Genomic DNA, 26,083 nt, shown 5'->3' with positions numbered 1-26,083 from the left:
GCTTTACCTAGTAAAAATAATAAAAAGTTCGTTGTATAAACACGCGTTATGCAGACTATATAAAGTGTGAAGTTCCAAAAGCTGTGTGAATTATGTACACTGCCGCTGATTTTTAATGAGGTGTTGTGTGCTATTTGTTATTTTAAGCTGTATGTTTGTTTTGGTGATGTATTTAGAGTCGTTGTCTAAAGGGATGCCAGTAAAGCGTTGGATGCTTCTCGGTGGAATGCTTGGCCCAATTGCCTGGTGTTTGTTTAACGTACATTATCGACGTGCCTTTATTCGTCATATCGGCCGCCAATCATGTGGCTGGCGACCTTAGGCCTCTACGCTTCTTAATAAACTTGGCGCAGACTTATCGAGCTGGCTTTTTAAAAATTCTGTAAATTCTGGCTGTGATAACGGTTTAGAATAGAAATAACCTTGTATTGTTTGGCACTTCAATTGCTCTAACATTGTCACTTGGTCAGCTTGTTCAACCCCTTCAGCAACTACATGTAAATCAAGGTTATGGGCAATGGTCACAATCGAGTCGACCATGTTGCGACCACGCTCTGATTGCATATCATCAATAAAGGCTTTATCAACTTTTAAGGTGTTAAGCGGAAATTGCTTTAAATAGGCCAATGATGAGTAACCCGTACCAAAGTCATCCATTGCTAGGTGAATACCACGAGCGCTTAGTGAGCGCATAATTGTTATCGCTTCTTTAGGGTCATCCATTACCGTACCTTCGGTAATTTCAAGTTCTAAGAAATAAGATGGCAGCTCATTTTTTTGTAAAATTACATCAATGCGAGTGGTCAAATCAGGCAAGCTGAATTGTTTCGCTGATAAGTTAACCGCAACTCGGCCGTTAAATAAGCCTTGATCAATCCAGTTTTTTACATCACGACATGCTTTGTTTAATACCACTTCACCGATTTCGATGATTTGCCCGGTTTCTTCTGCAATAGGGATAAATACGCCCGGGCTTATAATGCCTTTTTTCGGAGTAATAAAACGAACCAGTGCTTCCATACCATCTAGTTTGCCAGTGCGAATATTCATTTTCGGCTGATAATAGACTTCAAAATGATCTTCTTTTAAACCGTAGCGCATCAAGTTTTCGATTTGTAGCCTTTTGACGGCTTGGCGGTTCATAGTGTCGTTGAAAAATAGGTAACTATTCCCTTTTTTCTTGGCATGATACATGGCTGTATCGGCATTCTTAAGCAATAACTCTGGGGTATTACCATCTTCAGGAAATAACACAATACCGACGCTCGATGTGATCACCAGCTCATGGCCTGCCATGTTGAATGGTGTAGCTATCGCCGCTAAAAATAGCTTAGCCATACGAGTAATGGTGTGTATGTCGTTGGTACCCGACATGACCAGTGCAAACTCATCTCCACCTAGGCGATAAAATACGTCTTTTTCGCGGGTAAGTTTATTCAAACGCATCGCAAGCTTAGACAGCAAGCTATCGCCAAGTTGATGACCAAGTGAGTCGTTGATCTTTTTAAAGTTATCTAAATCGAAAACTAACAGGGCATGATGGTTATCTTGCTTAGCGAGCTTCTTTAAATTCGTGAAGAACAGATTTCGATTAGGTAAGCCTGTTGTGCGGTCACGGTTTGATAAATTATGAAGTTGCGATTCGGCTTTTTTTCGTTCAGTTTGATCTGAGAATACAACCACATAATTACAAATTTGATTGTGCTCATTTTTGATTTCATCAATTGAAATTTCAATGGGCAGTAGCTGTCGCTTGGCGTTTCTCAGTTTGACTTCTTGTTGCCAATGTTCAGTGGCTTTAACAGTTGCTTTAACTTCATCTACATAACTTTGGTCATAACCATTAAGCATGAAGTCTTTTTTTAGGTATTGCTCGCGGCTGCCACCAAACAAGGTTAAAAAGCTTGGGTTTAAATCGACTAATTTGAAGTTTTTATCGTAAATAGCAATCGCGTCAGTTAATGACTCAACACATTTAGCAAATAAGTTTAAGCGTGCCTCAGTGGACTTTAGTTGCGAAATATCCCGCACGGTGCCAGTCATGCGTAATGGCTGTAAGTTTGCGTCTTTTTCTATAATTTTTCCGCGGTCTAATACCCAGTGCCAACGGTCAAAATTATCTTTAATACGGTAACTTGCTTCGAAAAAAGCAGTGTGTTCTGCAAAATGTTTTTTTAGTGCTTTTTCTACTTGGTGAACATCATGGGGATGGATAAGGTCACGATTAGGAGGGAAGGCGCTGGTATTATTAGTATTCGCGGTGTATTTGTCGTTAATACGTAGCACTTCGCCTGTTTTTATATTCCAATCCCACAATGTATCTCCGCTTCCCTCTACAGTACTTTTTAGTCGATGTTCTGAGATACGGAGTTGATGGCGAGAGCGTTTGAGCTTGAAAATTATAAATAATAGGTACGGCAATAATAACAACATCACCCCACTTGGTATTAATAGCAAAGTTGTTTGCTCAAGTTCTATGGGGCTTGCAGCGGCGCTAAAAACGCTCGCTATACTTATTGTTAGAAAAGCAGAAATCATTGTTATTATTTTTGTCATTAATGCATTACCCTAATTCGCACCAGTTAATTTAATCCAAGCTGACGAATGAGTCAAAGAGAATGCGAATAAAGGGTGGTTTTTGCTGTCTTTTTAGTCTTAGGTTCGCTTAAAAGTTCTATTCTTGGGCGTTCATCGCTGAATATCTCGCACACATATTGCTGCATATCGCTCAGACTTAATGCTTCTAGGGCAGTTAAAAGTTGCTGCTGCATGTTAAAATCACTGTCGCGATTACCTATGGCTAGCCATAAACGCTGTGAGCGAAGACGCAAGTTTTTGTCTTTTTCTGCGATATGAGTCACTAAGCCTGCTTTTGTATCAAGCCATTGTTGCTCACTGATTTGTGAGATCTGTGTCACATAATTTTCAATAAACTGCTTATGACGTTTTAAAATTTCATCAGCGCTATGTTTAGGGGATTGCACATAAAAAGCGATACCAGCGCGGGTATTGAAAGGTGCGTAACCTGCGCCTACCAAATAACCTAGCTGTTGCTTGGTTCTTAATTCGTTGAAGTAATCTTGATTGATGAGGTGGTTCAACAACATCATTTTTACTTTTTCTTCAGTCGCATCAGTTTGAGCTTGGTAATAAAGAACCATCGCATGGTCATTACAATTTAAACAAAAGCGCTGCTGCGACACATCCGTAATAGTAGATAGAGGTCTGGTTAAATCAATAATGGTATTGCTGCCAGCGAGGTGCTCAGCGATTTGTTTTTGAAATTTCAATGCATCGCTACGCTGCCAATTACCATGCAAAAAAGACTCTACATGCAATGCTTTGAAAAACTCTTCTCTAAAGCAATTAAATTGATGAAAACTCGTATCTTTTAAAGCTTGTGCAAGCGCATTTGGTTCTGGGTTCCAAGGCATTATCTGTGCACCAAGGATACTAAATAATTCACCTACAGGTTTGTTTTGATTGCTGTTTCGCCAATGCCTAACTAGTTGCTTTTTATATTCTGCAAAGCGTTTTGCGCAGATCTCAACATTAAAGAGTGCTTCAAGTAACTCATTAACCAGCTCTAACTGACTCGATGAAAGGCCTGCAGTATGTAAGGTCAAACCGCCTTGGTGAGAGGTTAAATGATAACTAAGGCCTGCCAGTTCTGCTGGATAAAATTGTTCAGCGACACTGTCCATAAATAAGTCGGCAAACAAACGTGTGAGTGCCATATGCTTAACATCTTTTATCGCAAAGGAAGAGTCCATTGCTAAATAAAAATGCCCTTTTGCAACACGAAAGGTTGCATCTTGCTTAAACCAAAAATCAAAACCTTCTTGTTTTACAAGTAATTCTGGTGTTTTTGTTGGCGCGTCTAAGGGGAGTAACTCAACCTCTTTATTAAGGTAAGGATTCGCGCTTGGTAAGCACATTTTAGGCAGGGGGGTGTTTATTTCGCCGAGTGCTTCTAACCAGCAAGGAGAAATATCCTCAATTTTATAAGGCGTATTGTACCATGCTGTCGTATGCTCAGGTTCGACACCTGGGTGAATTAACACTAAGCGCATATTGTCTGGCGTAAGCCATTGCATAGCAATTTCATGGGCACACTGATTAAAGCCTTCCATAAGGTAGTCACCCTGAACATAGTTAGCTTCATCATAATGCTGCATGTTAATGCTTAAATTACTTACCCAATCAATTAAGCGTGCTTTTTCTTGATTATCAAAGGCGATTTGCAAAAGGTTCTTTTTATCTTGATAAAGACGCGGCAACTTATCGCAGTTTTGGTTAATTAAGCAGATATATTCAAACACCATTTCGACGATATCTTCATAGTATTCAATACCTTCATCTGTCAACGCCATGCTGATGTTAAAGTCTTTGAAATTACTGCCATTGATACCACCACCTGCAGAAAGCGCGTTGATCCAACCTTGCTCTTTCAAAATTGAATACAGCGACCCTTTGCCTTCATAGCCGAGTAAGTGAGCAATAAAGCTCACCGTTTTGTGACGATAAAAGTCATCAATGTTCGGCATTGCAAAACTTATAATTAGCTTTTGCATATGCTTGTGTGGCTCAATATGCAGCACTTTACCTAAGTCTTGTTTGCGATAAAGAGGCTGCTCAATGATCGCCTTACTTTTTTGCTGCCCTTTAATGGCGCTGAAATATTGGCTTACCCAGTCGCTCATCGTGGCAATATCTTCGTTACTGCAAATGACTAAAGTCATCCATTGTGCTTGGTAGTGGCGGTCAAAAAAGGCACGTAATTCATCGCTAATACAACCTTCACGATCTGCAAGTGTTTGTTGGTTACCAACCGAGAACTTAGCAAAAGGGTGAGCAGGATTAACGGTTTCTTTATGGGCTTGGTAAATACGACGGCCATCGTCTTTTATTTTTAATTTAAACTCTGCATCAATCGCATTTCGTTCTTTAGCAGTTTCGTTAGGGCTTAATAATGGCGCAATAAAAAAGCGACTAAATTGAGCCAGAGCTTCTGAAAATTGTTGGTTATTGATATCAAAGAAAAAGCAAGAATGCTCAGTGCCTGTCCATGCGTTGGTACTGCCACCTGACTGTGAAACAAAATTAGAAAACCCGCCTGACTCTGGGTACAGATCGGTACCTAAAAAAAGCATATGTTCTAAAAAGTGAGCGAGCCCTTGTCTATCAAGAGGATCGTCAAAGTGACCAGCGTTTATCGCCATAGAAGCCGCGGATTTTGTTGACTCAAGGTCTTGCACCAAGAGCACTTTTAGACCATTGTCCAGTGTTAGGGGCTGATATGTTCTGTTATCATTGCGGCTGATATTCAAAAGATGCTCCTGAAAGAATGCGTTAACTCGCTAACAACAGATGATAACTTCAGGAAGGCTAAAAATGGCACAGCAATGAAAATCTACCTGAATATCAATAAGCGGATGTTTAATGTATCTAGTGATGATATTCTAATATAGCTAACAATCAAGCAAACTGGCTACTGTTTTATATTCTTTAATCGGTTGATTTTTTATGAAAACAATCTTAATCATGCGCCATGGCGAAGCAACGCCAATGCAAGCAGATGATGCAGCAAGACAACTGACCGAAAATGGTCATCAAGAAGCCAGTAGAATGGGGCAATGGTTAGCAACACATTATAAACCAGATGCTCTGTTGGTGAGTCCTTACATTCGCGCTCAACAAACCGCTACTGATGCAACGCAAAATATTTCGTTACAATTTAATGAAACTTGTAGCGATATTACGCCAGATGGCGTGCCACAAGTTGCTGCTGATTATTTAGAAACCCTCATTGCCATGCACCCTCAGTGTAATACTTGGTTAGTGGTAGCGCACATGCCAATAGTCAGCTATTTAGTTGATCAGTTGAGTCCTGGCCACATGCCTATTTTCAATACTGGCGCAGTCGCCGTAATTGAATATGATGAGCACAATCAGCGCAGTTACTACCATAGTATTCACTCACCAAATAACGTCGAAATATAACAGTGGATTTGCTAAATTAGCGCCACTGTTAATTTTTTAAGTCCTTACTATGACAATTGAACGCTTACAAACGGGTGCGCGTATGAGCCGCATCGTTAAGCATAACGGCACTGTTTACTTGTGTGGCCAAGTGTGTGCTGATGCTGAAAAAGATATCACTGAACAAACTCAAACTATGCTTGATAAAGTTGAAGCCTTACTCATTGAGGCTGGTAGTAGCAAAGAGCATATGTTAAGTGCCACTATTTATCTGAAAAGCATGGAATATTTTGCCAAGATGAACGCTGTTTGGGATGCATGGGTACCTCAAGGCCATGCACCTGCTCGCGCTTGTGTTGAGGCAAAAATGGCGCGCGATGCTCTGCTTGTAGAGATATCTGTTGTTGCAGCCGTTAAGTAACGAGCAGCGTATAGCGCAAATGATTGCTCGCTTTAATGAGCAATCAGGGCGCGCAGTTGTTCAATTACCAAGTTGGCATTTTTGCGACAATGAGCAAGATGCCAATGACTGCGCATTGCTGGTTTTAAAGGGTGTAAAACAAGCAACAACCCCTTCACTTTATTGGTTTAAAGCCAACAATGAAGCCCTTCCTGAAGTGGGTGATTTGGCCATTTTTACCAATTGGCTAGGGCAGCCGCTAGGTATTATTGAAACTGTCTCTGTAACCATTACCGCATTTAATCAAATAAGCGCAGATTATGCCGCGCTAGAAGGCGAGGGCGACAAAAGCCTTGAATATTGGCAACGCGTACATTGGGACTATTATCAGCGAGAATTAGCTGGCACAGGCTATCAATGTCACCCCGATATGCCTTTAGTGTGTGAACAGTTTAAGTTAATTTTTAAGGAGTGAGCATGAGTTCAAATCCTGTGGTTCTTATCACTGGCGGTGGACGAGGTATTGGTGCCGCGACAGCAAAGCTGTTTGCTAAACATGGCTATGATGTGTGTATTAATTATAAGTCAGATCAAGTAAGTGCAGAGCAGGTAGCCCAACAGCTAAAATCCCTTGGTGTGAATTCGTACTTATTACAAGCTGATATCGCAGATGAGCAGCAAGTAATCGCCATGTTCGCCAAACTCGATGGGCTGGTTGCGCGCTTAGACGTGTTAGTGAATAACGCGGCGATGATGATGCCGCAAATGCCGTTATTAGAAATGGATGCTAAGCGAATCAACGCTATTTTAAGTTGCAATGTCACAGGGGCATTTTTGTGTGCGCGAGAAGCAATTAAGCGCATGGATAAAGGCAGTATTGTGAATGTGTCATCGGGTGCGTCGCGAACCGGCTCGCCAAATGAATATTTAGACTATGCTGCATCTAAAGGAGCACTTGATACCTTCACTATTGGCCTTGCCAAAGAAGTAGCGAGTAAAGGCATTCGAGTTAATGCGGTAAGGCCTGGTCTTATTTATACCGATATGCATCGTGATGGTGGTGAAGTAAACCGCGTCGATCGTTTAAAATCTAAATTGCCGCTGGGGCGTGGTGGAGAAGCTGATGAGGTCGCTTCAGCGATTTACTTTTTGGCAAGTGAGCAAGCATCATTTACAACAGGCAGTTTTATAGATGTTTCAGGTGGTTTATAAAAACTAAAGTAAAATAGTTAACCAAACACTAAAGCTCACTACACTTAACACCGTTGAAAGCACAACGCTACTTGCCAGTGTCGCCTGATGTTGTTTAATTTGATTAGCAATTAAATAAGCGTTTACACCTAAAGGAGAGGCGCTTAATAGAACAAGTACTTTCAGCAGAGATTGCTCCAAATTAAAAATGTGGCTAGCAAAAAAGTATACAGCACAAGGTAAAACGGCAAGTTTGATGATGGTAGCAATAACGGAGGCCTGCCAGTTGTCTGCAACTTTATAGAACACCAAATTTGCCCCTAACACGAATAACGCACACGCAATGGCGGGTTTAGCAAGTAAGCTCAGGCCATTTGCTAAATTATCAAAAAGTTTAAAGCCAAGTAGGTTAACAGCCAAGCCGCTACTGATACTCAACACGACTGGGTTCAGTAGCATGTTTTTAGCAAACGCTCGCCAAGAGAATGTTTGCTGCGACTTAGCGCTGAGCAAAAAGGTGAGGGTAAACAATAATGCGCTGTGAAAAGTGATGATCATAAACACAATGCCGACCATTTGCTGTCCAAGAGCAGCAATAATAATAGGCAGACCTACCAGTACGGTATTTGAGTAACTACTGCCAAGAGCAAATACAGCGTGACGCGATGGTGCAGATTGCGTTGCTATAAAATACCGGTCAATCACATAGCCAAGGGCATAAATAGCTAATACTGGAATATAAAAACTTAAAAAGCCGGCAACAGAAACACTATTTTTTAAATCGGCTTGTGCCATATTCAAAAATAGAAAAGCAGGCACGCTAATGTAAAAGGTAAACTTGCTTAACCCTGCTATGTGCTCTTTCGATAAAAACTTGCTACGCGAGCTGATGTAACCACTTAAAACGATAAAAATCAGTGGAAAAATAATCGAAAAAATATGCACATTAGGCCTTATGACAAGAAGACGTTAGCGTCTGAACTCATCACTTTGTGGAAGATTAATTAAAATAAGTACCGCACCTTTACCGCCAAACTCAAGAGGTGCTTGATGCATAGCAATTACATCAGGGTGTTGTACTAAATATTGTGGCACTTTGTGTTTGAGTATGCGCTCACCAATACCATGCACAATACAGGCACAATAGTAGTGCTGTTTTTTACACTCATGAATTAATCCAGCCAGCTCATCTTTGGCTAACTCTTTATTTAAGCCATGTAAATCAAGGGTTAACTCAGGCGGGTAATCTCCACGGCGAAGTTGCTTTGCTAAAAAGCTATCGTGACCTGGTTTGACATAACTGACAGTGCCATGAGTGTCGATGTCTGGTACATATTCATCAGAAAAGAAAAATTCTGCCTGATGTTGCTTTTTTTGCTGGGAAAATTGCTTCGCTTGTGACACTTTAGGCTTATTGGTGAATCGAATAGTGTCTTGTTTAAAGGCTTTGGCACCACTAATACTCTGACGAAATAAATCAATATCGTCAGGGCTAATGTGATTGTTGGCGTGGGGATCTTTTTTCATGGCGGCAGTCTAAACAAAAAAACGCTAAAAATCGAGTAAAAACCAACTGAAAAGACGGTACAATACGCGTCAGAATAGACTTTGAAAGTTAAGGAACATACATGAACCATTTCCAGATTGAAGATGCAATTTTAGACGAGGCAATTGCAGAACTTTCAACGTTGCACGATTGGTTACGTTGGACAACCAGTCAATTTGCCAGCAGTGGTATTTTCTTTGGGCACGGCACAGATAATGCGTGGGATGAAGCAGTTAGCTTATTATTACCCGCATTAAGTTTGCCTATCGACGCGCCAAAAGAGCTAATGCATGCGCGTTTAACCAGCACCGAGAAGAACCGTTTAGCTGAACTAATTGCAGAGCGTATTAATGATTGTACGCCAGTACCATACCTGACCAACATAGCATGGTTTGCAGGTATGCCGTTTTATGTCGATGAGCGCGTGTTAATTCCACGCTCGCCATTTGCAGAGCTAATTAACAACCGCTTTGCACCTTGGTTAGAAGAGCCAAGCTCAGTAACGCGCATTCTTGATTTATGTACCGGCTCTGCGTGTATCGCCATTGCACTTGCACAAGCATTTGAAGATGCTCAAGTTGATGCGGTTGATATTTCTTATGAAGCGCTCGAAGTTGCTGATATTAATATTAGCGATTACATGCTCAATGACCGCGTACTACCAATTCAGTCAGACGTGTTTAGTGGCGTTCCGGGTCAAAAATATGATCTGATCGTAGCAAACCCACCTTATGTCGATGCTGAAGATATGGCTGATTTACCGCGTGAATTCCACCATGAACCAGAACTTGGTTTAGCATCGGGTCATGACGGCCTAGACGTAACGCGTACAATTTTAGCTGAAGCCGCTGAACATCTAACTGATAACGGTTTGTTATTTGTCGAAGTCGGCAACTCTATGGTACATATGGAAGCGTTATATCCAAATGCACCGTTTGAGTGGGTTGAGTTCGAGCAAGGTGGATTAGGTGTGTTTGTGATCAGCAAAGAGCAACTAGTTAAGTATTTTGCTGACTAACGGCAGATTTTAAAAGCCGAGCCTGAGGGCTCGGTCTCAGTAGTCATTAGGAATGAGGAAAGTTAATGGCAGGTAATAGCATTGGACAACTATTTAAAGTGTCCACCTTTGGTGAGAGCCACGGCGTTGCATTAGGCGGCGTTGTTGATGGTACACCAGCAGGCCTTGAAATTTGCGAGGCCGACTTACAAATTGATTTAGACCGTCGTAAACCGGGGCAAAGTCGTTATACAACGCAGCGCCGCGAAAGTGACGAAGTAAAAATTCTTTCAGGTGTATTCGAAGGTAAAACCACAGGCACTAGCATTGGTTTACTGATTGAAAACACCGATCAACGTTCAAAAGACTACGGCAAAATCGCTGAGGTGTTTCGTCCAGGTCATGGCGATTATACCTATTGGCATAAATACGGTATCCGTGATTACCGAGGGGGAGGTCGCTCTTCTGCCCGTGAAACGGCTATTCGTGTAGCGGCAGGTGCAATTGCTAAAAAATACTTAAAACAGTTTCATGGTATTGAAATTCGAGCATGTTTGAGCCAACTAGGACCAATCAAAGCAGAAGACTACAACTGGGATGAAGTAGAAAATAATGCATTTTTCTTTCCAGACACCAGCAAGCTAGAAGCGCTTGATGAGTACATGCGCGACCTAAAAAAACAAGGTGATTCGGTAGGCGCTAAAGTTAAAGTGGTTGCTAAAAATGTGCCTGTAGGCTTAGGTGAGCCAGTATTTGATCGCCTAGATGCAGAGCTTGCACACTCATTAATGAGCATTAATGCGGTAAAAGGCGTTGAAATTGGTGATGGCTTTGATGTGGTTGAGCAAAAAGGCTCTGAGCACCGTGATGAATTGACTCCTGATGGCTTTACATCAAACCACGCGGGTGGTGTACTTGCAGGTATCTCTACAGGGCAAGATATCATTGCCTCTATCGCACTTAAGCCAACCTCAAGCATTACCATACCGGGCAACAGCATTAACACCAGCAACGAAGCGGTAGAGATGATCACCAAAGGACGCCATGATCCCTGTGTAGGCATTCGTGCTATTCCTATTGCTGAGGCGATGATGGCGATTACTTTAATGGATCACTTATTGCGCCAACGTGGTCAAAACCCACATGTAAGCCACGGACATGGACCAATCAAAGGTTCGATTTAAGCGCAGTCTTAAATAAAGTAAAAGCAGTTAATAAGCGCGATGATTAGTAAAATCATCGCGCTTTTTTATGCCTGTTAGAATTTTAATAAGGGGAGTAGGCTGTGTTTGCTATCAGTCCACATTGCCAGCTCGCTATGTGGGTAGCGTTTAATAGGCGACAAATCACTGATAGATACGCGATTTAAAAAAGCCTGATTATCAGTTAGCACCACCCAGTCTGAGCCTATGTCTGATGGGCTATGGCCTTGATAGCTAAACTTTAACATTGCCTTATTAAAATATTGGCTATGTGCCTGTAATACAGGCAGTAAGTCGATATGATTATTTGAGATATGCACAATCAATACGCCATTTTCATTGAGCCTTTGCCAATAAAGTGACATTGCTTCTTGGGTTAGCAAATGTGTAGGAATTACATCACTGGTAAATGCATCAATAATTAAGACATCAAATACTTCGTTCGCATTATTTTTTAGCGCAATACGACCATCCCCTAAGCTGACTGTGAGCTTGGCTTCACTGTTTTCTAAATATGAGAAATAACGCTTTGCCATCTCGTACACAGCAGGGTTTAACTCAAAAAAGTGAATACTATCCTGTTGGTCTGCAAACCGAGCTAAAACGCCTGCACCCAAACCAATCACGCCAATGTTTAGTGCGCTGTTTTGCTTTAGTATGGCAAGTGATTTAGCGACACCAGTATGCTGGTGGTAATAACTTTGCCCCAACTGTTGGTTTGGATTTAGTGGCTCTGAGCCATGAATCGTGGTGCCGTCAATTAAGCGCCTTTCTTTTATTGATTGAGTGTTTATATCTTTTACCGCTAAATAGCCATAAAAATTGCGGCTAGTGGCAATGTTATATTGGTTAAAGTTTACCGCTAAAAAACAATAGCATGCTAACCAAGTAACTGAGCTGGTCATGAGAGTGAATTTGAGCTGGTTTGTCTTTGTTTTAGCTTTTGTTTGGTAGTAACACACAAAACTAAAGATAACCGCTAATGTAAGTAAATACTCGTCAATCTGGACAAATAGCAATGGGGCAACGAGCGTACTGAAAAGCGAACCTAACACACCGCCAAGGGCGATATAAAAATAAAAAACGGTAAATTGCTCGTTTTCAGGGGCTTTGTTTCTCAGCTCACCATGACAGACCATACCGGCGGTTAATAGAATAAAGCTGTAAATTATAAGCTGGGCTAGGGCATTGAATAAGCTGCCAAAATAAAACATCAGCAGGCCTGCAAAAGCCGAAAATATAAACGCATATGCCCACACATGACGCTGATAATTTACTTTGTTGGCAAACGTGTAACTAAAGGTGAGCAAGTAAATTACAAGAGGTAACGACCAAAGTAATGGCATGGGTGGAATATTAGTGCTGATCATATGCGTGGTAGATACCAACATGGCCGAGCTTAAGGCACTTAATAACAGCCATTGACCTTTAACTTTTAATAGCGTGATATGCCTAGTCTGAATAGATGCTCTTGATAAATCGGGTGCTTTTTTTAGTAAAAATATTACAAGAAGTGCTAATAACAAGCAGTAGCTGATGTGTCCAAATAGCCAGTAAGTAGTTTGCTGCTCTAAAGAAAATAGTAATTCATAAACGAGTGGGTAGCTCATTAACGCCATTAAAGAACCCAAGTTTGAGATGGAATACCAATGGTAAGGCACCTGTGCTGAAGCAGTTTGCACATACCATCTTTGTAAAAGAACGCTGGTAGCGCTCAGTAGAATAAATATTGGACCAATTTCTATAAATAAATTAACAAACACCGCAAGCGTAGGCGGCCAATTTGTGAGATTTGGTGCTGCAAATTCTGTCACAACAATGAGTGTGGCAAAGCTGACTAAAACTATATGGGTGACTACCTGCAACTTAATATGAAAGCGACCCATACCATGCGCATAGAAATAGCCAATAAGTAACATGACTTGATAAAACACTAAACTTGCTGACCAGATAGAAGCACCACCACCAAATTGTGGTAGAAGTTGCTTTGAAAGCATCGGCTGAATTTGAAAAATTAAAAAAGCACTGATGAAAATAGTGAGCGTTGATAAATATTTATACATTGTTTTTATTACCTATTTTGAGATAGCAAAAACAATCCAATAGCCAGAGCAAAGTGACAATGGAGTAACGCTTGAGTTTCTCTTAAGAAAACCTTAATCTTTGATTCGTAAATATTTATTGGAGAAGTAAGTGGCGCGTTATCGAATCGGCAAATTTGCAATTGATGAGAGTCGATGTTTAATTTCATCGCAAGATTATGAGCAAATAGTCGAGCCAAAGGTCATGGATGTATTACATACCCTTTATTTAAATAAAGGTGAAGTTGTAAGCCAAGAAGTAATCTTTGCAAAAGTGTGGCCTAATGCTACCTACAACCCAAGTTCTGTACAGCGTTGTATCGCATTGCTACGAAAAGCACTCCAAGAAGATGCCAAAAATCCGCAGTATATAATTACACACCCTAAGCGCGGTTATAGCCTTGAAAAAGTAACACAGGGGCAAAGCAAAAAACTAAAATCGCAACATCTTGGGTTGCTGTTTGTTTTACTAGTAAGCCTTATCGCTATTGCGTGGCAACTAGTCCCTAAGCAACAAGATAATGCTCACTTTACCCAACTGATGCCACTCACTTCGAGTGAACTAAATGAAGCTAATTTGTCACTTTCACATAGTGGTAAGTACCTTGCTTTTGTTCGAGGTAATAAAGGAAGTCAGCAGATTTGGATTAAAGAGCTTGCGACTGAGCGAGAGGTGAGGCTAACTGAAGATGCTGCAAGCTACTACGCTTTGGGGTGGTCGACCTCCGATAATGAGATTGCGTTTGTGAAAAGCGCAGAGCAGAAACAATATCTGAACACATTAAGCATTGATTTATCGAAATTTCAGCCATTAGAACAAGCGACGGTGAGTGTTTTAAATGACACCGTTCTGACCAGTCACCATATCGATTGGCATGCTGATAAGCTGCTCTATTACATAGAAAAAGATAAACTAAACAACGATACTCGACTGGTTTCACTCAACTTAGAGTCTAAACAAAAGGCACATTTACTAGCCGCTACACAGCAAGATTGGTTACTCGTTAATGCGTTATCGAAAGACGGCCGTAAAGTCGCAATGGGGATTGAAGCGGGTCAAAACAAATACCGTATTGATGTACTCGACCTTGCCAGTAAAAAAATACAAACTATTGCTATCATAGAAAACGGTATTCAAGGGTTAAGTTGGCACCCGAACAATCAAGCGCTATTGATTAGTCAACGAAATCAGCTTATTAATCTAGAGCTAGATGGTGAGCTTCAGCTAATTTCATTTAATAATTATCAAATAATTCGTGATGCCCAGTATACACCAGACGCTGAAGCCATTTTGATGGAGTTAGTGAATGTTGATGTAGATATTGTTAGCCAAACACGCGCCACCCCTGACAAATTGACCAAACTCGTTGATACCTCATCAATCGACTTTCTACCCGTGTTTTCGCCAGACTCAACGAAATTTGTTTTTGAGTCACATCGTTTTGGATTAAAACAATTATTTTTATACGATAATGGCAAGCAAACGCGCATTTTTGCTAATCCTGATAACCATGAGTTATTTGGCATTGTTTGGAGCCAGGACGCACGACAGGTGTACACCGCAAGTAAAGATACATTGTTTAAAATTGATTTAAGCAGTGGCACTTATGAAACAATTCCTCACGGCAATCATTCTTTCTATTTGAGAGAAATGTATCACAATCAAGACGCGATTTTAGTTTCGTATCGAGCAGAGGATGGACAGACGTTTCATCCGGCTAAATTCGATTTAACAAGCCTAAAGTTGACAGCATTCACAGGCTCAGGGAAACGTTTAAGCTGCTATGGCATGGATTTAGATGAGCAAGACCAGATCTATTTTTCAAATAGCAACGAAGTGTTTCGAGTTAATAGCCGAGGAGATATTGAGACTGTTTGGCAAGCAGCTAACAATGACATCATTGGTATATCTGTAAGCAACCAGCAATTAGCGGTCACTATGGAGCATGCTGATACTATTAATTTCCAGCGTATCGATTTGGCAACCGCTGCAACAGAAAGTTGGCAATTAACTCAACCTAAGCAACATATGCTGATCAATAGTGCCCATGATTTAACAGAGTTTTTATACCTTACAGAGCCTAATAGAACTCGTAAGTTAGTAAAGCTTCTTTAGCTTGATATGGTCTTTATGTCTTAATCAACTCCACAAGCTGCTTAAGCTGTTCATGACTGAGAGGGTTGTGGGCGTGATTACCGTATAGCAGGACGATATCAATGACAGGCAGTACCGGAAGTGAGTTATCGCTGATTTCTTCCACACCCGATTGCATGCTTATTCGTGCCATACTGCCAATTGCCAGTCCTTGTTTAATCAAGCCATGTAATGCTCCCGCTGAGCCACAACAGGCAATAATATTAAAACGACGCTCGGCTTTTAATAGACCCTCAATACTAGCTTGGTGAAACTTACAGTCTCGTTGAAACAAGGCGATAGGAAGTGGGGTTGACTCTTTAATCTCAAAAGCAGGATTTTTCACCCACACACCTTGACTTGATTGCAATAAGTAGCCTTCTTCGCTGTCTGGCGAGCGAGTGGCAATTACTAAATCGAGCATACCTTGGTCTAGCTTGGCTCTAAGCTCAGTACTTGGGGCGCAGCTTATTTGTAAATCTAGCGCATTAAACTGTTGATGTAAGGCACCAACAAGCTCTGGTAGTAAAGAGTGGGCATAGTCGTCAGGACAACCTATGCGTACGCGCATATTGCCTGTGCCTGCTTTTAATTGCTTAAACGCTTCATCATGAAGCGCTATCAATTGTTTTGCATAGCTTGCTAGCTGGTGGCCTTGATGGGTTAGCACCAGTTGACGACCTTGCTTTTCAAATAGGGGGTTTGCAATGTCTTGTTCAAGCTTTTTCATTTGCATACTTACCGCAGATTGGGTTCTGCAAATCTGTGCTGCAGCGCGGGTAAAACTGCCTGTATCAACAAAGGCACAAAAAGTCCTGAGGGCATCAATATCCATAATGTATCAACTTTACTTATAGGTAGCATAAAAACAATTGGCGAGTAATTACCCAATTGCTGTTTTATAGTGAGCCTAATCTAAACGTTAAAGGAAGCGCAATGCAATTATTTATTGGTAATAAAAATTACTCAACTTGGTCATTAAGAGCGTGGTATTTACTGAGTAAATTCAATATCTCTTTTACAGAGCAACAGTTGGTTTTAGATACGCCTGAGTTTTATGAAGCATTAAAAAGTAAGTTTCCAGTGCAAAAAGTGCCGGCACTTATTGATGCTGAGTTAATCGTGTGGGATTCACTCGCTATTTGTGAATATATCAATGATGCTTATCTAAATAGTGCAGCTTGGCCTAGTGAAATAGCCCAAAGAGCAAAAGCGCGCAGTCTAGCTGCCGAGATGCATTCTGGGTTTGCTGCACTTCGCAATGAAATGCCGATGAACATTCGCGCTAAAAGGCATGTTGAATTATCAGAGCAAGCTAAAAAAGATATCGCACGTATCGATGAGATTTTTTCGGCTCAGCAGCAGCGTTATCCTAATGCGTGGTTATTTGGCGAGTTTTCTATTGTTGATGCGATGTTTGCACCTGTGGTGTTGCGTTTTAAAACCTATCAGGTGGAGCTATCGAGTGCAGCACAAGCTTATTGCCAGTATGTGCTAGCATGCCCTGTGTTGCAAACCTGGATCAATCAAGCATTAAAAGAAACCGATATTGTTGTATGTGATGAGGCAGGAAAAGAGATTTCATAACATAATTACGGAGTATTTCATTAATACTTCGTTTGTCCCTACTTATATTGTGCTGGTTAAAATGTGTTATTTTTATACAAAATAACTAGTTCAATTCTAATCTCTTCCTTCTATAATAGAGTTGTTGCTCTTTAATTCAACACTTCTCATTCTCCCTTTTGTTGTAGGCACATTTATGGGCGTTTATGCTGCAAAGTTATTAAACAAAGATATGACTATTAACCGTTATGCTTGTCAGTTCAAGTCGAAACAGGTTGAGTTGTTGTTTATACAAAGTAAATTGGTGCAAGATAAAAAGCTTGCTCAATTTCTTGCATGTATAATCGCCGTTGTGACTATGCTCGTCACTTTTTTCGATAAGATGATTATTCAGCCAGATTTCTGGCCTGATATTGCTTTGATTGGCAGAACTATCACTGTATTTGTATGCGTTAGCGCTGCTTTTGGTATTAGTTTTGTAAAGTCACCGAAGCAGTTAATAAAGATGGTCATCGCCTTTATGATATTTATGTTTTTGAATATGCAATTTATGGTTATCACCTATGAGCGTCATTATATATTGCATATGTTTTTTGATGTCATTGTATTGATTACATTTTACTTCTCGACTTTGCTCTCCTTGAAACTATCAGCGCTATTAGGTGTGTTTTATAGCTGTTTGGCTATTTCCGTTATTTATTTTAATAAAGATATAAATTTGCATTCTTTTTATGTGGTTATTTTAGCTCACATAGCGGCTAATTTAGCGGGATCGATCATGGCTGCCCATGAACACATTATTCGTCGTGAGCTATTTGTACGTAATACGCAATTAGGTCAATTAGCTCAAGAAATGAAAAAGCAGGCCTTGAAAGATGCGCTTACACAGTTACCTAACCGCAGAGCGTTTGATAATACTTATGAGCATTACCAAAAACTCAGTAAAGAAAATCAATATAAATCAAAACAAGTATGCGTTGTTTTAGCTGATATTGATTACTTTAAACGTGTTAATGACACCCATGGGCACGAAGTTGGCGACGCTGTGCTAGAAAAGTTTTCAACATTCCTTACAAAGTCTTTGAGAGCTTCTGACGATGTTTATCGTTTTGGAGGAGAGGAGTTTGTAATTGTGTTGCCGCTTTGTTCTGTTGAAGATGCGACGATAATTGTCAATAAAATGATTGAAACACTGAATGCTGAGCCGTTACATCTAAATGATATGTCTTTATCAATAAGAGCAAGCTTTGGTTTGACAGTTATGCGTGAGGAGCTTCAAAAGTCTGTTATTGCTCGAGCAGATTCAGCGTTATACGAAGCCAAAGAGGCTGGTCGCAATCAACTGGTCGTCAAAATCTAGCGAGTCTGTCTAAATAAGTTGTTTTAGATTTCACTTTTATTTTTATTTTATACCTAGATAGGTATATTCAGCATGCAAGGAGCCGCAATATGCTACCAGGCCAACCTAAGGGCTTTAAAGTTTCAATTCGCGTCAGTGTGTTACTGGTGTTTGCCTTAGCAAGTTTATTAACAGGCATTGTGGCAATTAGTCTCCATTATTACTTTAGTGAAAAGTTTGTACTGCAGACAAAAACGGACCAATTTAAGCAGACCAGCCAACAAATAGCAGACCATATCTCGAGAATAAATCATCGGGTTGATAATACGCTCAGCGTAATGATCCATGATACTCGACTCTTTTCTGAAGATAGCAAGGATAAAGACACCTTGCGTAATGTGTTGATAGAGGTATTAAGTCGACATGCGGATTTTTACTCATTAATTCTTGCGCATCAAAATGGTGATATGCTGCAAGTAATTAATTTAAAAGGTGATGCAACCTTACCCGCTAGTTTTCAAGTCCGGCCTTTGGAGCGCTGGTTGATTTATAAAGTCTCCGGGCAAGGTGATGCTCGCAAAACCGTAAAGTTATTCTTGGATGAAAGCCTTTCGGTTATTAGAGTCAACGAAGAAAAAACTGACTATGATCCTCGTACCCGAAAGTGGTTTAAGGAGGCCTCTAGTGAGTCAGTCTCAAAGTCTGAGCAGTATGTTTTTAATCTATTAGAAATGCCGGGCTATACCTATTCAATACAGTCAGAAGACACAGGTGATGTACTTGCACTTGATATAGCCAGCTCCAGTTTGAGCCACTTTCTTGTAGAGCAACAACTTAAAATGCAGTACTTAGTTTCTTCTGAAATGTATGTTTACCGGGGTGATGGCGAAATCATCGCAGCAAGTCGTAATCAAAGTCAGCAACGAACATTCGACGACTTATCTGCGCTTATTCGACTTGATGAGCAACAACCTGGGCTTGCCAATAAAAAGCAACAGTTCGGTAAAATGCTTGATGTGCACGAAAATGGTCAAGAAAAATATATGTTTGTAGTGCCATTGCCACTTAGTGGCGATATGCACTCTGATGAAGTGGATTACTTTACAGTGCTAGTTGCGAAAGAAGATGTGCTAGCAATTATTAAAGAGAAAATCAGAATCTCAATTTTAGTCACAGGGTTATGTTTATTGTTACTTTTGCCCGTATCGTGGTTTTTTGCATCTTCGATTGTTAATCCTATTTTGAAATTGGTGGGCGAAAATAAAAAAATCCAACAGCGTGATTACAATGAGGTTTCTACACTTTCGAGCCATATTCTAGAGATTCATTATTTAGCCAGTTCTATGGTTGATATGAGTCGCTCAATTGAGCAGCATGAAAACTCGCAAAAAGCGTTAATGGAATCTTTTATTGAGCTTATAGCGCAAGCAATTGATGATAAATCACCTTACACGGCAGGGCATTGTGAGCGGGTGCCAGAGCTCGGCATTTGGCTTGCTGATGCAGCATCAGATTCAAAGGATGAGGCGTTTTCTGAGTTTAGTTTTAAAACCCCAGATGAACGACGAGAGTTTCGTTTAGCAGCATGGTTGCATGACTGCGGTAAAATTACTACGCCAGAACATATTGTTGATAAAGGCACTAAGCTTGAAACAATTTACAACCGAATTCATGAAGTTCGTATGCGCTTTGAAGTACTGCTGCGAGATGCAAAACTAGACTACTACGAAAAACTGCTTGTAAACCCAGAACAAAAACAGCAGTTACAACAGCAATTAGACGCTGAGATTGAAAAGTTGCATGCAGATTTTAGCTTTATTGCGGCATGTAATGTCGGCGGAGAGTTTATGGATGAGTCGCAATTAAATCGTTTACATCAGATTGCCAGCATCAAGTGGTATCGTCACTTCGATGCTAGTCTTGGTTTATCGCCACTTGAAGAGTTGCGCATGGTAAACCTTAAAGATCAAACTTTGCCTGTTGAAGAATCACTATTGAGTGATAAACCAAGTGATTTAATTCCTCATGAAAAGGCCGTTGATTACGAACCTGATTTAGGGATAAAAATGACAATCCCTGAGTATAAATACAATCTAGGTGAGATTTATAATTTATCTATTTCACGCGGTACGCTCACTGCTGAGGATAGGTTTAAAATTAATGAACATGTTATCAGTACTATTCGCATGCTTTCTAATGTTCCTTTTCCGAAAGAGCTTGCTCGGATCCCACGCTATGCCTCGACGCATCATGAAACATTAAAAGGTACTGGATATCCTCGCCAATTAACTGCAAAAGATTTATCAATACCTGAACGAGTGTTAGTGCTGGCTGATATTTTTGAGGCTCTAACTGCGACAGATAGGCCGTATAAAAAAGCCAAAACTCTGAGTGTTGCCGTTGATATTTTAGCGAAGATGGTCGATGACGAGCATATTGATCGTGATGTATTTGAGCTATTTTTAACCTCAGGCATATACCTAAAATATGCAAAACAGTTTTTAGATGAGTCGCAAATCGATTCGGTCGATATTCAAAAATATCTAAGATAATTATTTGCTTATGCTTTAGGCTAATATTGCAGTGTTTTTGTTTGTAATACAAAGTTATTGGTGTATACATATTATACAAGCTAATATTATTTACGAACAAAGCATTGCAAGGAGATGCATAAGTGCTGGTATCTGCTTTTCAAAAACTCAAACAAAAAATTCGTTTTTCGATTCGTCTTACCGTTGTTGCTGTGTTCGTATTAGCAACCTCACTCACCGCGTTAATTGCCATCAGTTTGCAATATTATTTCAGTGAAAAAATGGCGTTAGAAGCCAGTGTCAAAAACTTTAATTTAGCCACAGGCTCTGTCGCTGATTACCTGACCGGTGTGAACGAAAAATCTGAAAACACTTTAAGTGTGATGGTACAAAACGGTAGTCTTATCAGTGCCAACAATGAAGATAAAAGTGAACTGAGAAATGTCATGAGTGAAATCATGCAGCTCAATCCATTGTTTTATGCTTTATATGTGGGGTATGAAAATGGTGACTTTTACGAATTAATTAATTTAGAGAGTAGTGAAATAGTTCGCCAACAGCTGCAAGCCATCGAAGCTGATCGCTGGGTGGTGATCCATATTACCGATGAAGGGGCAGATCGAGTTCAGCACACTCATTATTTTGACCAGCAATTTAATTTACGCATCTCTCAAACAAAAGGTACCAGCTATGATCCGCGAGAGCGTTTGTGGTTTAAGCAAGCAAACTCTACCCGTGTCAATAAAACCAAACCATACTTCTTTACCCACCTGCAAGCACCAGGGCAAACCTATTCGATAAAGTCAGCAAGCGAAAATAGTGTGTTGGCGTTAGACGTTAGCTTATCGAGCATTTCAGAGTACCTAAGCAAACAGCAAAGTAAAATGAGCAGCCAGTATTTAAGTGAGCTGTATATTTATAATAAAGAGGGTGAAATTGTCGCCTCTAACCAACAAAAGCATAGCTTACTTCTGCCAACGCTTGAAAAACTCCCTCTGACTGAGGCCCAGCAAAGTGTCTTGGCTAAGTACCCTTATTTAAGTGTCTCAAACGAAACTAATTGGCCGCCAATGGATTTTAGTGTTGGCGGTAACCCCAAAGGCTATAGCATTGATTACATTAATGGCTTGGCCAATATGCTCGGAATTAAAGTGACCTTTATCAATGGGTTTACTTGGTCTGAGTTTTTGAATCAATTTGCTAAAAAAGAAATAGATGTTATTCAGCCTATTTTTAAAACGCCTGCCAATGAGCCGCTTGGTATTATGAGCCAAACCATGGCAACCTTGCCATTTAGTATTATTACTGCACAAGGTACGCCCCCAGTTGTTAGCATGAAGCAGTTGGCGGGTAAGCAGCTTGCAATTGGCGAAGGTTGGTCGGTGATCAAAGTGATCAAAGAGCACTTTCCCGACATCGACATTGTTGAGCTGCCAAGTACAAAAGCGGTACTTGATGCGGTAAGCCAAGGGCGGGTCTTTGCAGGCCTAGATAACGAGGCGGTGTTCAAATACACCCAAAAGCAGTTTTTTATTGATGGGGTTCAATATAATCAGCTTGATAGTTACAGCCATGACCTTTTACCCGATACGCTGCATTTACTGTTTCACCCGGAGGATGCAGCGCTTAAAGATTTAATTGATATGGCAATAGAGCAACTGCCAGATTCGTATATTGCAGCACTTGAGCGTAAATGGTTAGGAAGCGACCCCAATCAGCAACCACAAGTGATTGGCACCGTGCCTTACCCTGAATTTTTAACCTTAATTAAAGATAAAACAAACTTTGCCCATTTACGTTTGATGACTCTTAATGGGGTTGAAAAGTACGTATATATCACCCCGCTTTCTGAGATGGGCGATAATAGCGATTTCCTAGCGATAGTGGTGCCCAAAGAAGGTGTATTAAGCTCTACTCGCGAGAAAATTAAGCTGTCAATTTTAATCACTGCCGCATGCTTAATTATGGTTTTACCCGTGTCGTGGTTTTTTGCCTCACCTATCGTTGCACCAATTAAGACCTTAGAGGGCGAAAACTTAAAGATTAAACGGCGTCAATTTGACCAAGTTTCTACGCTAAAAAGCAGTATTAAAGAAATTAACAACCTATCTCGCTCTATGGTGCAAATGAGTCAATCGATTCAGCAACATGAGCAAAAGCAAAAGGCCTTAATGGAGTCATTTATTGAGCTTATCGCACAGGCTATCGATGATAAGTCTCCCTATACAGCAGGGCACTGCGAACGGGTACCAGAGCTTGGCATTATGCTAGCCAAAGCAGCTTCAAGCTCAAATGAACATGCTTTTAAAGAGTTTACGTTTAAAAATAAAGACGAGCTAAGAGAATTTAGTCTCGCAGCGTGGCTACATGACTGCGGTAAAATTACCACGCCAGAACATATCGTAGATAAAGGCACTAAGTTAGAAACAATATACAACCGTATACACGAAGTGCGTACACGTTTTGAAGTACTTTGGCGAGATGCAGAAATCGCTTATCTAAAAGCATTGCAAGCCACACCCGAAAAGCAGCCAGAGCTTGAGGCTGAACTTACTAAACGCCAAGCAGAGCTGCGGAGTGATTTTTCGTTTATCGCTACCTGTAATGTAGGGGGCGAGTTTATGGATGAAGCTAGCCTTGAGCGTTTAGAAGCGCTCAGCACTATTACTTGGCAGCGCTATTTTGACGATAAAATAGGCCTTTCACCAGTCGAAGAGCTGCGAGTTCATAGCAATGATGAGCAACTCCCTGTAACTGAAAAGCTACTTTCAGATAAGCCTGAGCATTTGATTGCCCACGATAAACCAATTCACTATGATGAACGGTTAGGGATAAAAGTAGATATTCCTGAGTATAAATATAACTTAGGAGAGTTATATAACTTACAGGTTCAGCGCGGTACATTAACAAGTGAAGACCGATTTAAAATTAATGAGCACATTATTAGCACTATACGTATGCTCGATAATGTGCCGTTTCCTGAAGAATTAGCCCGTGTGCCACGTTATGCCTCGACTCACCACGAAACTTTAAAAGGCACGGGGTATCCGCGTAAGTTGTCTGCGGATGATTTATCGATACCTGAACGCGTGTTGGTGCTTGCTGATATATTTGAAGCATTGACCGCAGCCGACAGACCCTACAAAAAAGCCAAACCGCTGAGTGTTGCCATTGATATTTTAGCGAAGATGGTGGCCGATCAGCATGTTGATGAAGATGTATTCAAATTGTTCTTAACGTCAGGTATTTACCTTGAGTATGCAAAGCGCTATTTAAACCCAGAGCAAATCGATGATGTTGATATCGCAAAATACCTGTAACTGAGGGCGGTTGCTTTTACTTTAGGCTGAAAAGTCCGTACAATTCGCCTCGTTTTTAGTGACGCTTTTAACGAGACGAATTCAAGCCGTATGCATCAGATTGCTGACTTAATCACTATTTTTGAAAACACCTTTTATCAAAGTCATAATACACGTTTGATAAAAGGTGATGATGAACCTATTTACCTGCCTGCTGATGAGCAAACGCCTTATCATCAAATTGTATTTGCCCACGGTTTCTATGCCAGCGCCTTGCATGAGATTGCCCATTGGCTGGTGGCAGGAGAGGCACGTCGGTTAAAAGAAGATTATGGTTATTGGTATTGCCCAGATGGCCGTGATAAACACCAGCAAGCTGAATTTGAAGCGGTTGAAGTAAAACCGCAAGCCATTGAGTGGGCGCTCAGTACAGCAGCGGGTTTCGATTTTAATGTATCGGTTGATAATCTTAATGGCGAGCAAACCTGCCGGTTTGATTTTCAGGCGCGGGTTCATCAGCAAGTATTGGATCTATTAGCATCTGGCTTTAATCAGCGCACAGAGGCGTTACTTAAAGCATTGAGCGATTTTTATAACACCCCATGGCCATTATCCGCTGCACAGTTTACGTGGCAGCGCGATTTTCATAGCAACCCAGGAGTTTTAGCTGATGCAGTTTAAATTAGGTTTAATTGTAAATCCGGTTGCCGGCTTAGGCGGCAGTGTCGCACTCAAGGGCAGTGATGGGGCAGATACCGCAGCAAAGGCAATGCAACTTGGCGCAGAGCCAAAAGCAAACTTACGCACCCGAGCGGCACTTGAGGTTCTGCTTGCACATCAAGATAAGTTAACCATTTACACTGTAAACGGTGAAATGGGTGAGCAAACGGCAAGCCAGCTTGGTTTTAATACTCAGGCCATTTACCAAACCAATGAAATCACTACTCCTGATGACACAGAGCAGGCAGCCAAGCTATTGGTCGAGCAAGGTGTCGATCTTATTTTATTTGCTGGTGGTGACGGCACTGCTCGCAACATTTGTCACGCAGTTGGTGATAGCACTCCTGTATTAGGTATTCCTGCAGGCTGTAAAATTCATTCTGGGGTTTATGCTATTACCCCAAAAGCAGCTGGGCGTGTTGTTGAGATGCTAGTTAAAGGTGAACTTGTCAGCCTTAGCGATGCCGATGTGATGGATATCGACGAAGAAGCATTTCGCGAAGGCACGGTAAAAGCTAAGCGCTATGGTGAAATGCAAGTGCCTAGTGAAGTACGTTATGTACAGGCAGTTAAAAATGGCGGTAAAGAAACCGATGAATTAGTGCTTGCCGATATTGCGGCTTATGTTGTTAGTGAAATGGATGAAGACTGTTTATATGTGATGGGCAGTGGTTCAACCGTGGCTGCAATAATGGAAGAAATGGGCCTTGAAAATACCTTGTTAGGTGTTGATTTAGTGGCTGATCAAGAGCTCGTTGCACAGGATTTAACGGCTCAGCAATTACTTGAGCTTACCGAAGGTAAAGCGACTAAATTAGTGATTACCTTAATTGGTGGCCAAGGCCATATATTCGGCAGAGGAAATCAGCAATTAAGCCCTGCACTTATTCGTGCTATTGGTCGTGACAATATTATTGTAGTGGCGACTAAAACTAAATTACAGGCCTTAAATGGCCGACCGCTGATTGCCGATACCGGCGATAGTGAGTTAGACGATGAATTAAGTGGTTATATACGCGTAACCACCGGTTTTAATGACCATATTATGTATGCAGTGGGTCATCAAGATGGGCTGCACCCAGAGGAGAAGTAACA

Annotated in this window: 19 protein-coding genes and 1 pseudogene; 14 read left to right on the top strand and 6 right to left on the bottom strand. The window is 40.9% G+C overall.

Features of this window, described 5'->3' with window-relative positions; translation table 11 throughout:
* Positions 1-127 precede the first annotated feature (127 nt).
* Complete coding sequence (locus tag L1267_RS02785; RefSeq protein WP_135923927.1) at positions 128-322, top strand: hypothetical protein; 195 nt, start codon at positions 128-130, stop codon at positions 320-322.
* Here the strand turns inward: L1267_RS02785 and L1267_RS02780 are convergent.
* Together L1267_RS02780 and L1267_RS02775 are read right to left on the bottom strand one after the other, a co-directional pair.
* Complete coding sequence (locus tag L1267_RS02780; protein ID WP_421966305.1) at positions 319-2,433, bottom strand: sensor domain-containing protein; 2,115 nt, start codon at positions 2,431-2,433, stop codon at positions 319-321. The genes L1267_RS02785 and L1267_RS02780 overlap by 4 nt on opposite strands.
* 176 nt (positions 2,434-2,609) lie before the next feature.
* A complete protein-coding gene (locus tag L1267_RS02775) occupies positions 2,610-5,330 on the bottom strand; it encodes an insulinase family protein (protein WP_199527867.1) in 2,721 nt (906 codons plus the stop codon).
* Positions 5,331-5,526: 196 nt separating this feature from the next.
* On the opposite strand from L1267_RS02775, the gene sixA reads away from it, so the two are divergent.
* The 4 genes from sixA to L1267_RS02755 are packed head-to-tail and all read left to right on the top strand — an operon-like array spanning position 5,527 to position 7,594.
* Complete coding sequence (sixA, locus tag L1267_RS02770; protein ID WP_135923930.1) at positions 5,527-6,003, top strand: phosphohistidine phosphatase SixA; 477 nt, start codon at positions 5,527-5,529, stop codon at positions 6,001-6,003.
* A gap of 49 nt (positions 6,004-6,052) precedes the next feature.
* Positions 6,053-6,403, top strand: a complete 351-nt coding sequence (locus tag L1267_RS02765; RefSeq protein WP_235382052.1) for a RidA family protein — start codon at positions 6,053-6,055, stop codon at positions 6,401-6,403.
* The gene (locus tag L1267_RS02760; protein WP_235382051.1) at positions 6,387-6,857 is read left to right on the top strand and encodes an ASCH domain-containing protein; all 471 of its coding nucleotides are present in this window, start codon (positions 6,387-6,389) and stop codon (positions 6,855-6,857) included. Before L1267_RS02765 ends, L1267_RS02760 begins: the two co-directional genes overlap by 17 nt.
* Before the next feature lie 2 nt (positions 6,858-6,859).
* Positions 6,860-7,594 carry an SDR family oxidoreductase gene (locus tag L1267_RS02755; protein WP_235382050.1) on the top strand — a complete coding sequence of 245 codons (735 nt, stop codon included), beginning with the start codon at positions 6,860-6,862 and terminating at the stop codon, positions 7,592-7,594.
* Positions 7,595-7,597: 3 nt separating this feature from the next.
* On the opposite strand, the gene L1267_RS02750 is transcribed toward L1267_RS02755, so the two are convergent.
* Together L1267_RS02750 and smrB are read right to left on the bottom strand one after the other, a co-directional pair.
* Positions 7,598-8,518: an AEC family transporter gene (locus L1267_RS02750; RefSeq protein ID WP_235382049.1), complete on the bottom strand. Its 921-nt coding sequence runs from the start codon at positions 8,516-8,518 to the stop codon at positions 7,598-7,600.
* Between the two features lie 24 nt (positions 8,519-8,542).
* Positions 8,543-9,100 (bottom strand): endonuclease SmrB, encoded by a 558-nt coding sequence (smrB, locus tag L1267_RS02745; RefSeq protein WP_135923935.1) that lies wholly within the window; start codon positions 9,098-9,100, stop codon positions 8,543-8,545.
* Positions 9,101-9,201: 101 nt separating this feature from the next.
* Between smrB and prmB the strand changes: the two genes are divergently transcribed.
* Together prmB and aroC are read left to right on the top strand one after the other, a co-directional pair.
* Positions 9,202-10,137: a 50S ribosomal protein L3 N(5)-glutamine methyltransferase gene (gene prmB / locus L1267_RS02740; protein WP_135923936.1), complete on the top strand. Its 936-nt coding sequence runs from the start codon at positions 9,202-9,204 to the stop codon at positions 10,135-10,137.
* Positions 10,138-10,202: 65 nt separating this feature from the next.
* The gene (gene aroC, locus L1267_RS02735; protein WP_235382048.1) at positions 10,203-11,300 is read left to right on the top strand and encodes a chorismate synthase; all 1,098 of its coding nucleotides are present in this window, start codon (positions 10,203-10,205) and stop codon (positions 11,298-11,300) included.
* A 74-nt stretch (positions 11,301-11,374) separates the two neighbouring features.
* On the opposite strand, the gene L1267_RS02730 is transcribed toward aroC, so the two are convergent.
* Positions 11,375-13,381 (bottom strand): fused MFS/spermidine synthase, encoded by a 2,007-nt coding sequence (locus tag L1267_RS02730; RefSeq protein WP_235382047.1) that lies wholly within the window; start codon positions 13,379-13,381, stop codon positions 11,375-11,377.
* 130 nt (positions 13,382-13,511) lie between these two features.
* On the opposite strand from L1267_RS02730, the gene L1267_RS02725 reads away from it, so the two are divergent.
* Complete coding sequence (locus L1267_RS02725) at positions 13,512-15,515, top strand: winged helix-turn-helix domain-containing protein (RefSeq protein WP_235382046.1); 2,004 nt, start codon at positions 13,512-13,514, stop codon at positions 15,513-15,515.
* Positions 15,516-15,528: 13 nt separating this feature from the next.
* Here L1267_RS02725 and L1267_RS02720 read toward each other — a convergent pair whose 3' ends face one another.
* Positions 15,529-16,368 carry a LysR family transcriptional regulator gene (locus tag L1267_RS02720; protein ID WP_235382045.1) on the bottom strand — a complete coding sequence of 280 codons (840 nt, stop codon included), beginning with the start codon at positions 16,366-16,368 and terminating at the stop codon, positions 15,529-15,531.
* Positions 16,369-16,469: 101 nt separating this feature from the next.
* On the opposite strand from L1267_RS02720, the gene L1267_RS02715 reads away from it, so the two are divergent.
* The 6 genes and pseudogenes from L1267_RS02715 (at position 16,470) to L1267_RS02690 (ending at position 26,081) form a co-directional block, all read left to right on the top strand.
* Complete coding sequence (locus L1267_RS02715; RefSeq protein WP_235382044.1) at positions 16,470-17,120, top strand: glutathione S-transferase family protein; 651 nt, start codon at positions 16,470-16,472, stop codon at positions 17,118-17,120.
* Positions 17,121-17,403: 283 nt separating this feature from the next.
* Positions 17,404-18,459 carry a GGDEF domain-containing protein gene (locus tag L1267_RS23725; RefSeq protein WP_168246721.1) on the top strand — a complete coding sequence of 352 codons (1,056 nt, stop codon included), beginning with the start codon at positions 17,404-17,406 and terminating at the stop codon, positions 18,457-18,459.
* Between the two features lie 938 nt (positions 18,460-19,397).
* A pseudogene (locus tag L1267_RS02705) lies at positions 19,398-20,990 on the top strand (HD-GYP domain-containing protein); the annotation flags it as partial.
* Positions 20,991-21,112: 122 nt separating this feature from the next.
* A complete protein-coding gene (locus L1267_RS02700; protein ID WP_235382042.1) occupies positions 21,113-24,289 on the top strand; it encodes an HD domain-containing phosphohydrolase in 3,177 nt (1,058 codons plus the stop codon).
* A 90-nt stretch (positions 24,290-24,379) separates the two neighbouring features.
* Positions 24,380-24,949: an elongation factor P hydroxylase gene (locus L1267_RS02695; RefSeq protein WP_135923945.1), complete on the top strand. Its 570-nt coding sequence runs from the start codon at positions 24,380-24,382 to the stop codon at positions 24,947-24,949.
* A complete protein-coding gene (locus L1267_RS02690; protein WP_235382041.1) occupies positions 24,939-26,081 on the top strand; it encodes an ATP-NAD kinase family protein in 1,143 nt (380 codons plus the stop codon). Before L1267_RS02695 ends, L1267_RS02690 begins: the two co-directional genes overlap by 11 nt.
* Positions 26,082-26,083 lie beyond the last annotated feature (2 nt).

This window comes from Pseudoalteromonas sp. OFAV1 (assembly GCF_021532595.1).
GTDB lineage: Bacteria > Pseudomonadota > Gammaproteobacteria > Enterobacterales > Alteromonadaceae > Pseudoalteromonas > Pseudoalteromonas lipolytica_C.
Note: the sequence above shows the minus strand (reverse complement) of the source record. Positions and strands in the feature narration are given on the sequence as shown.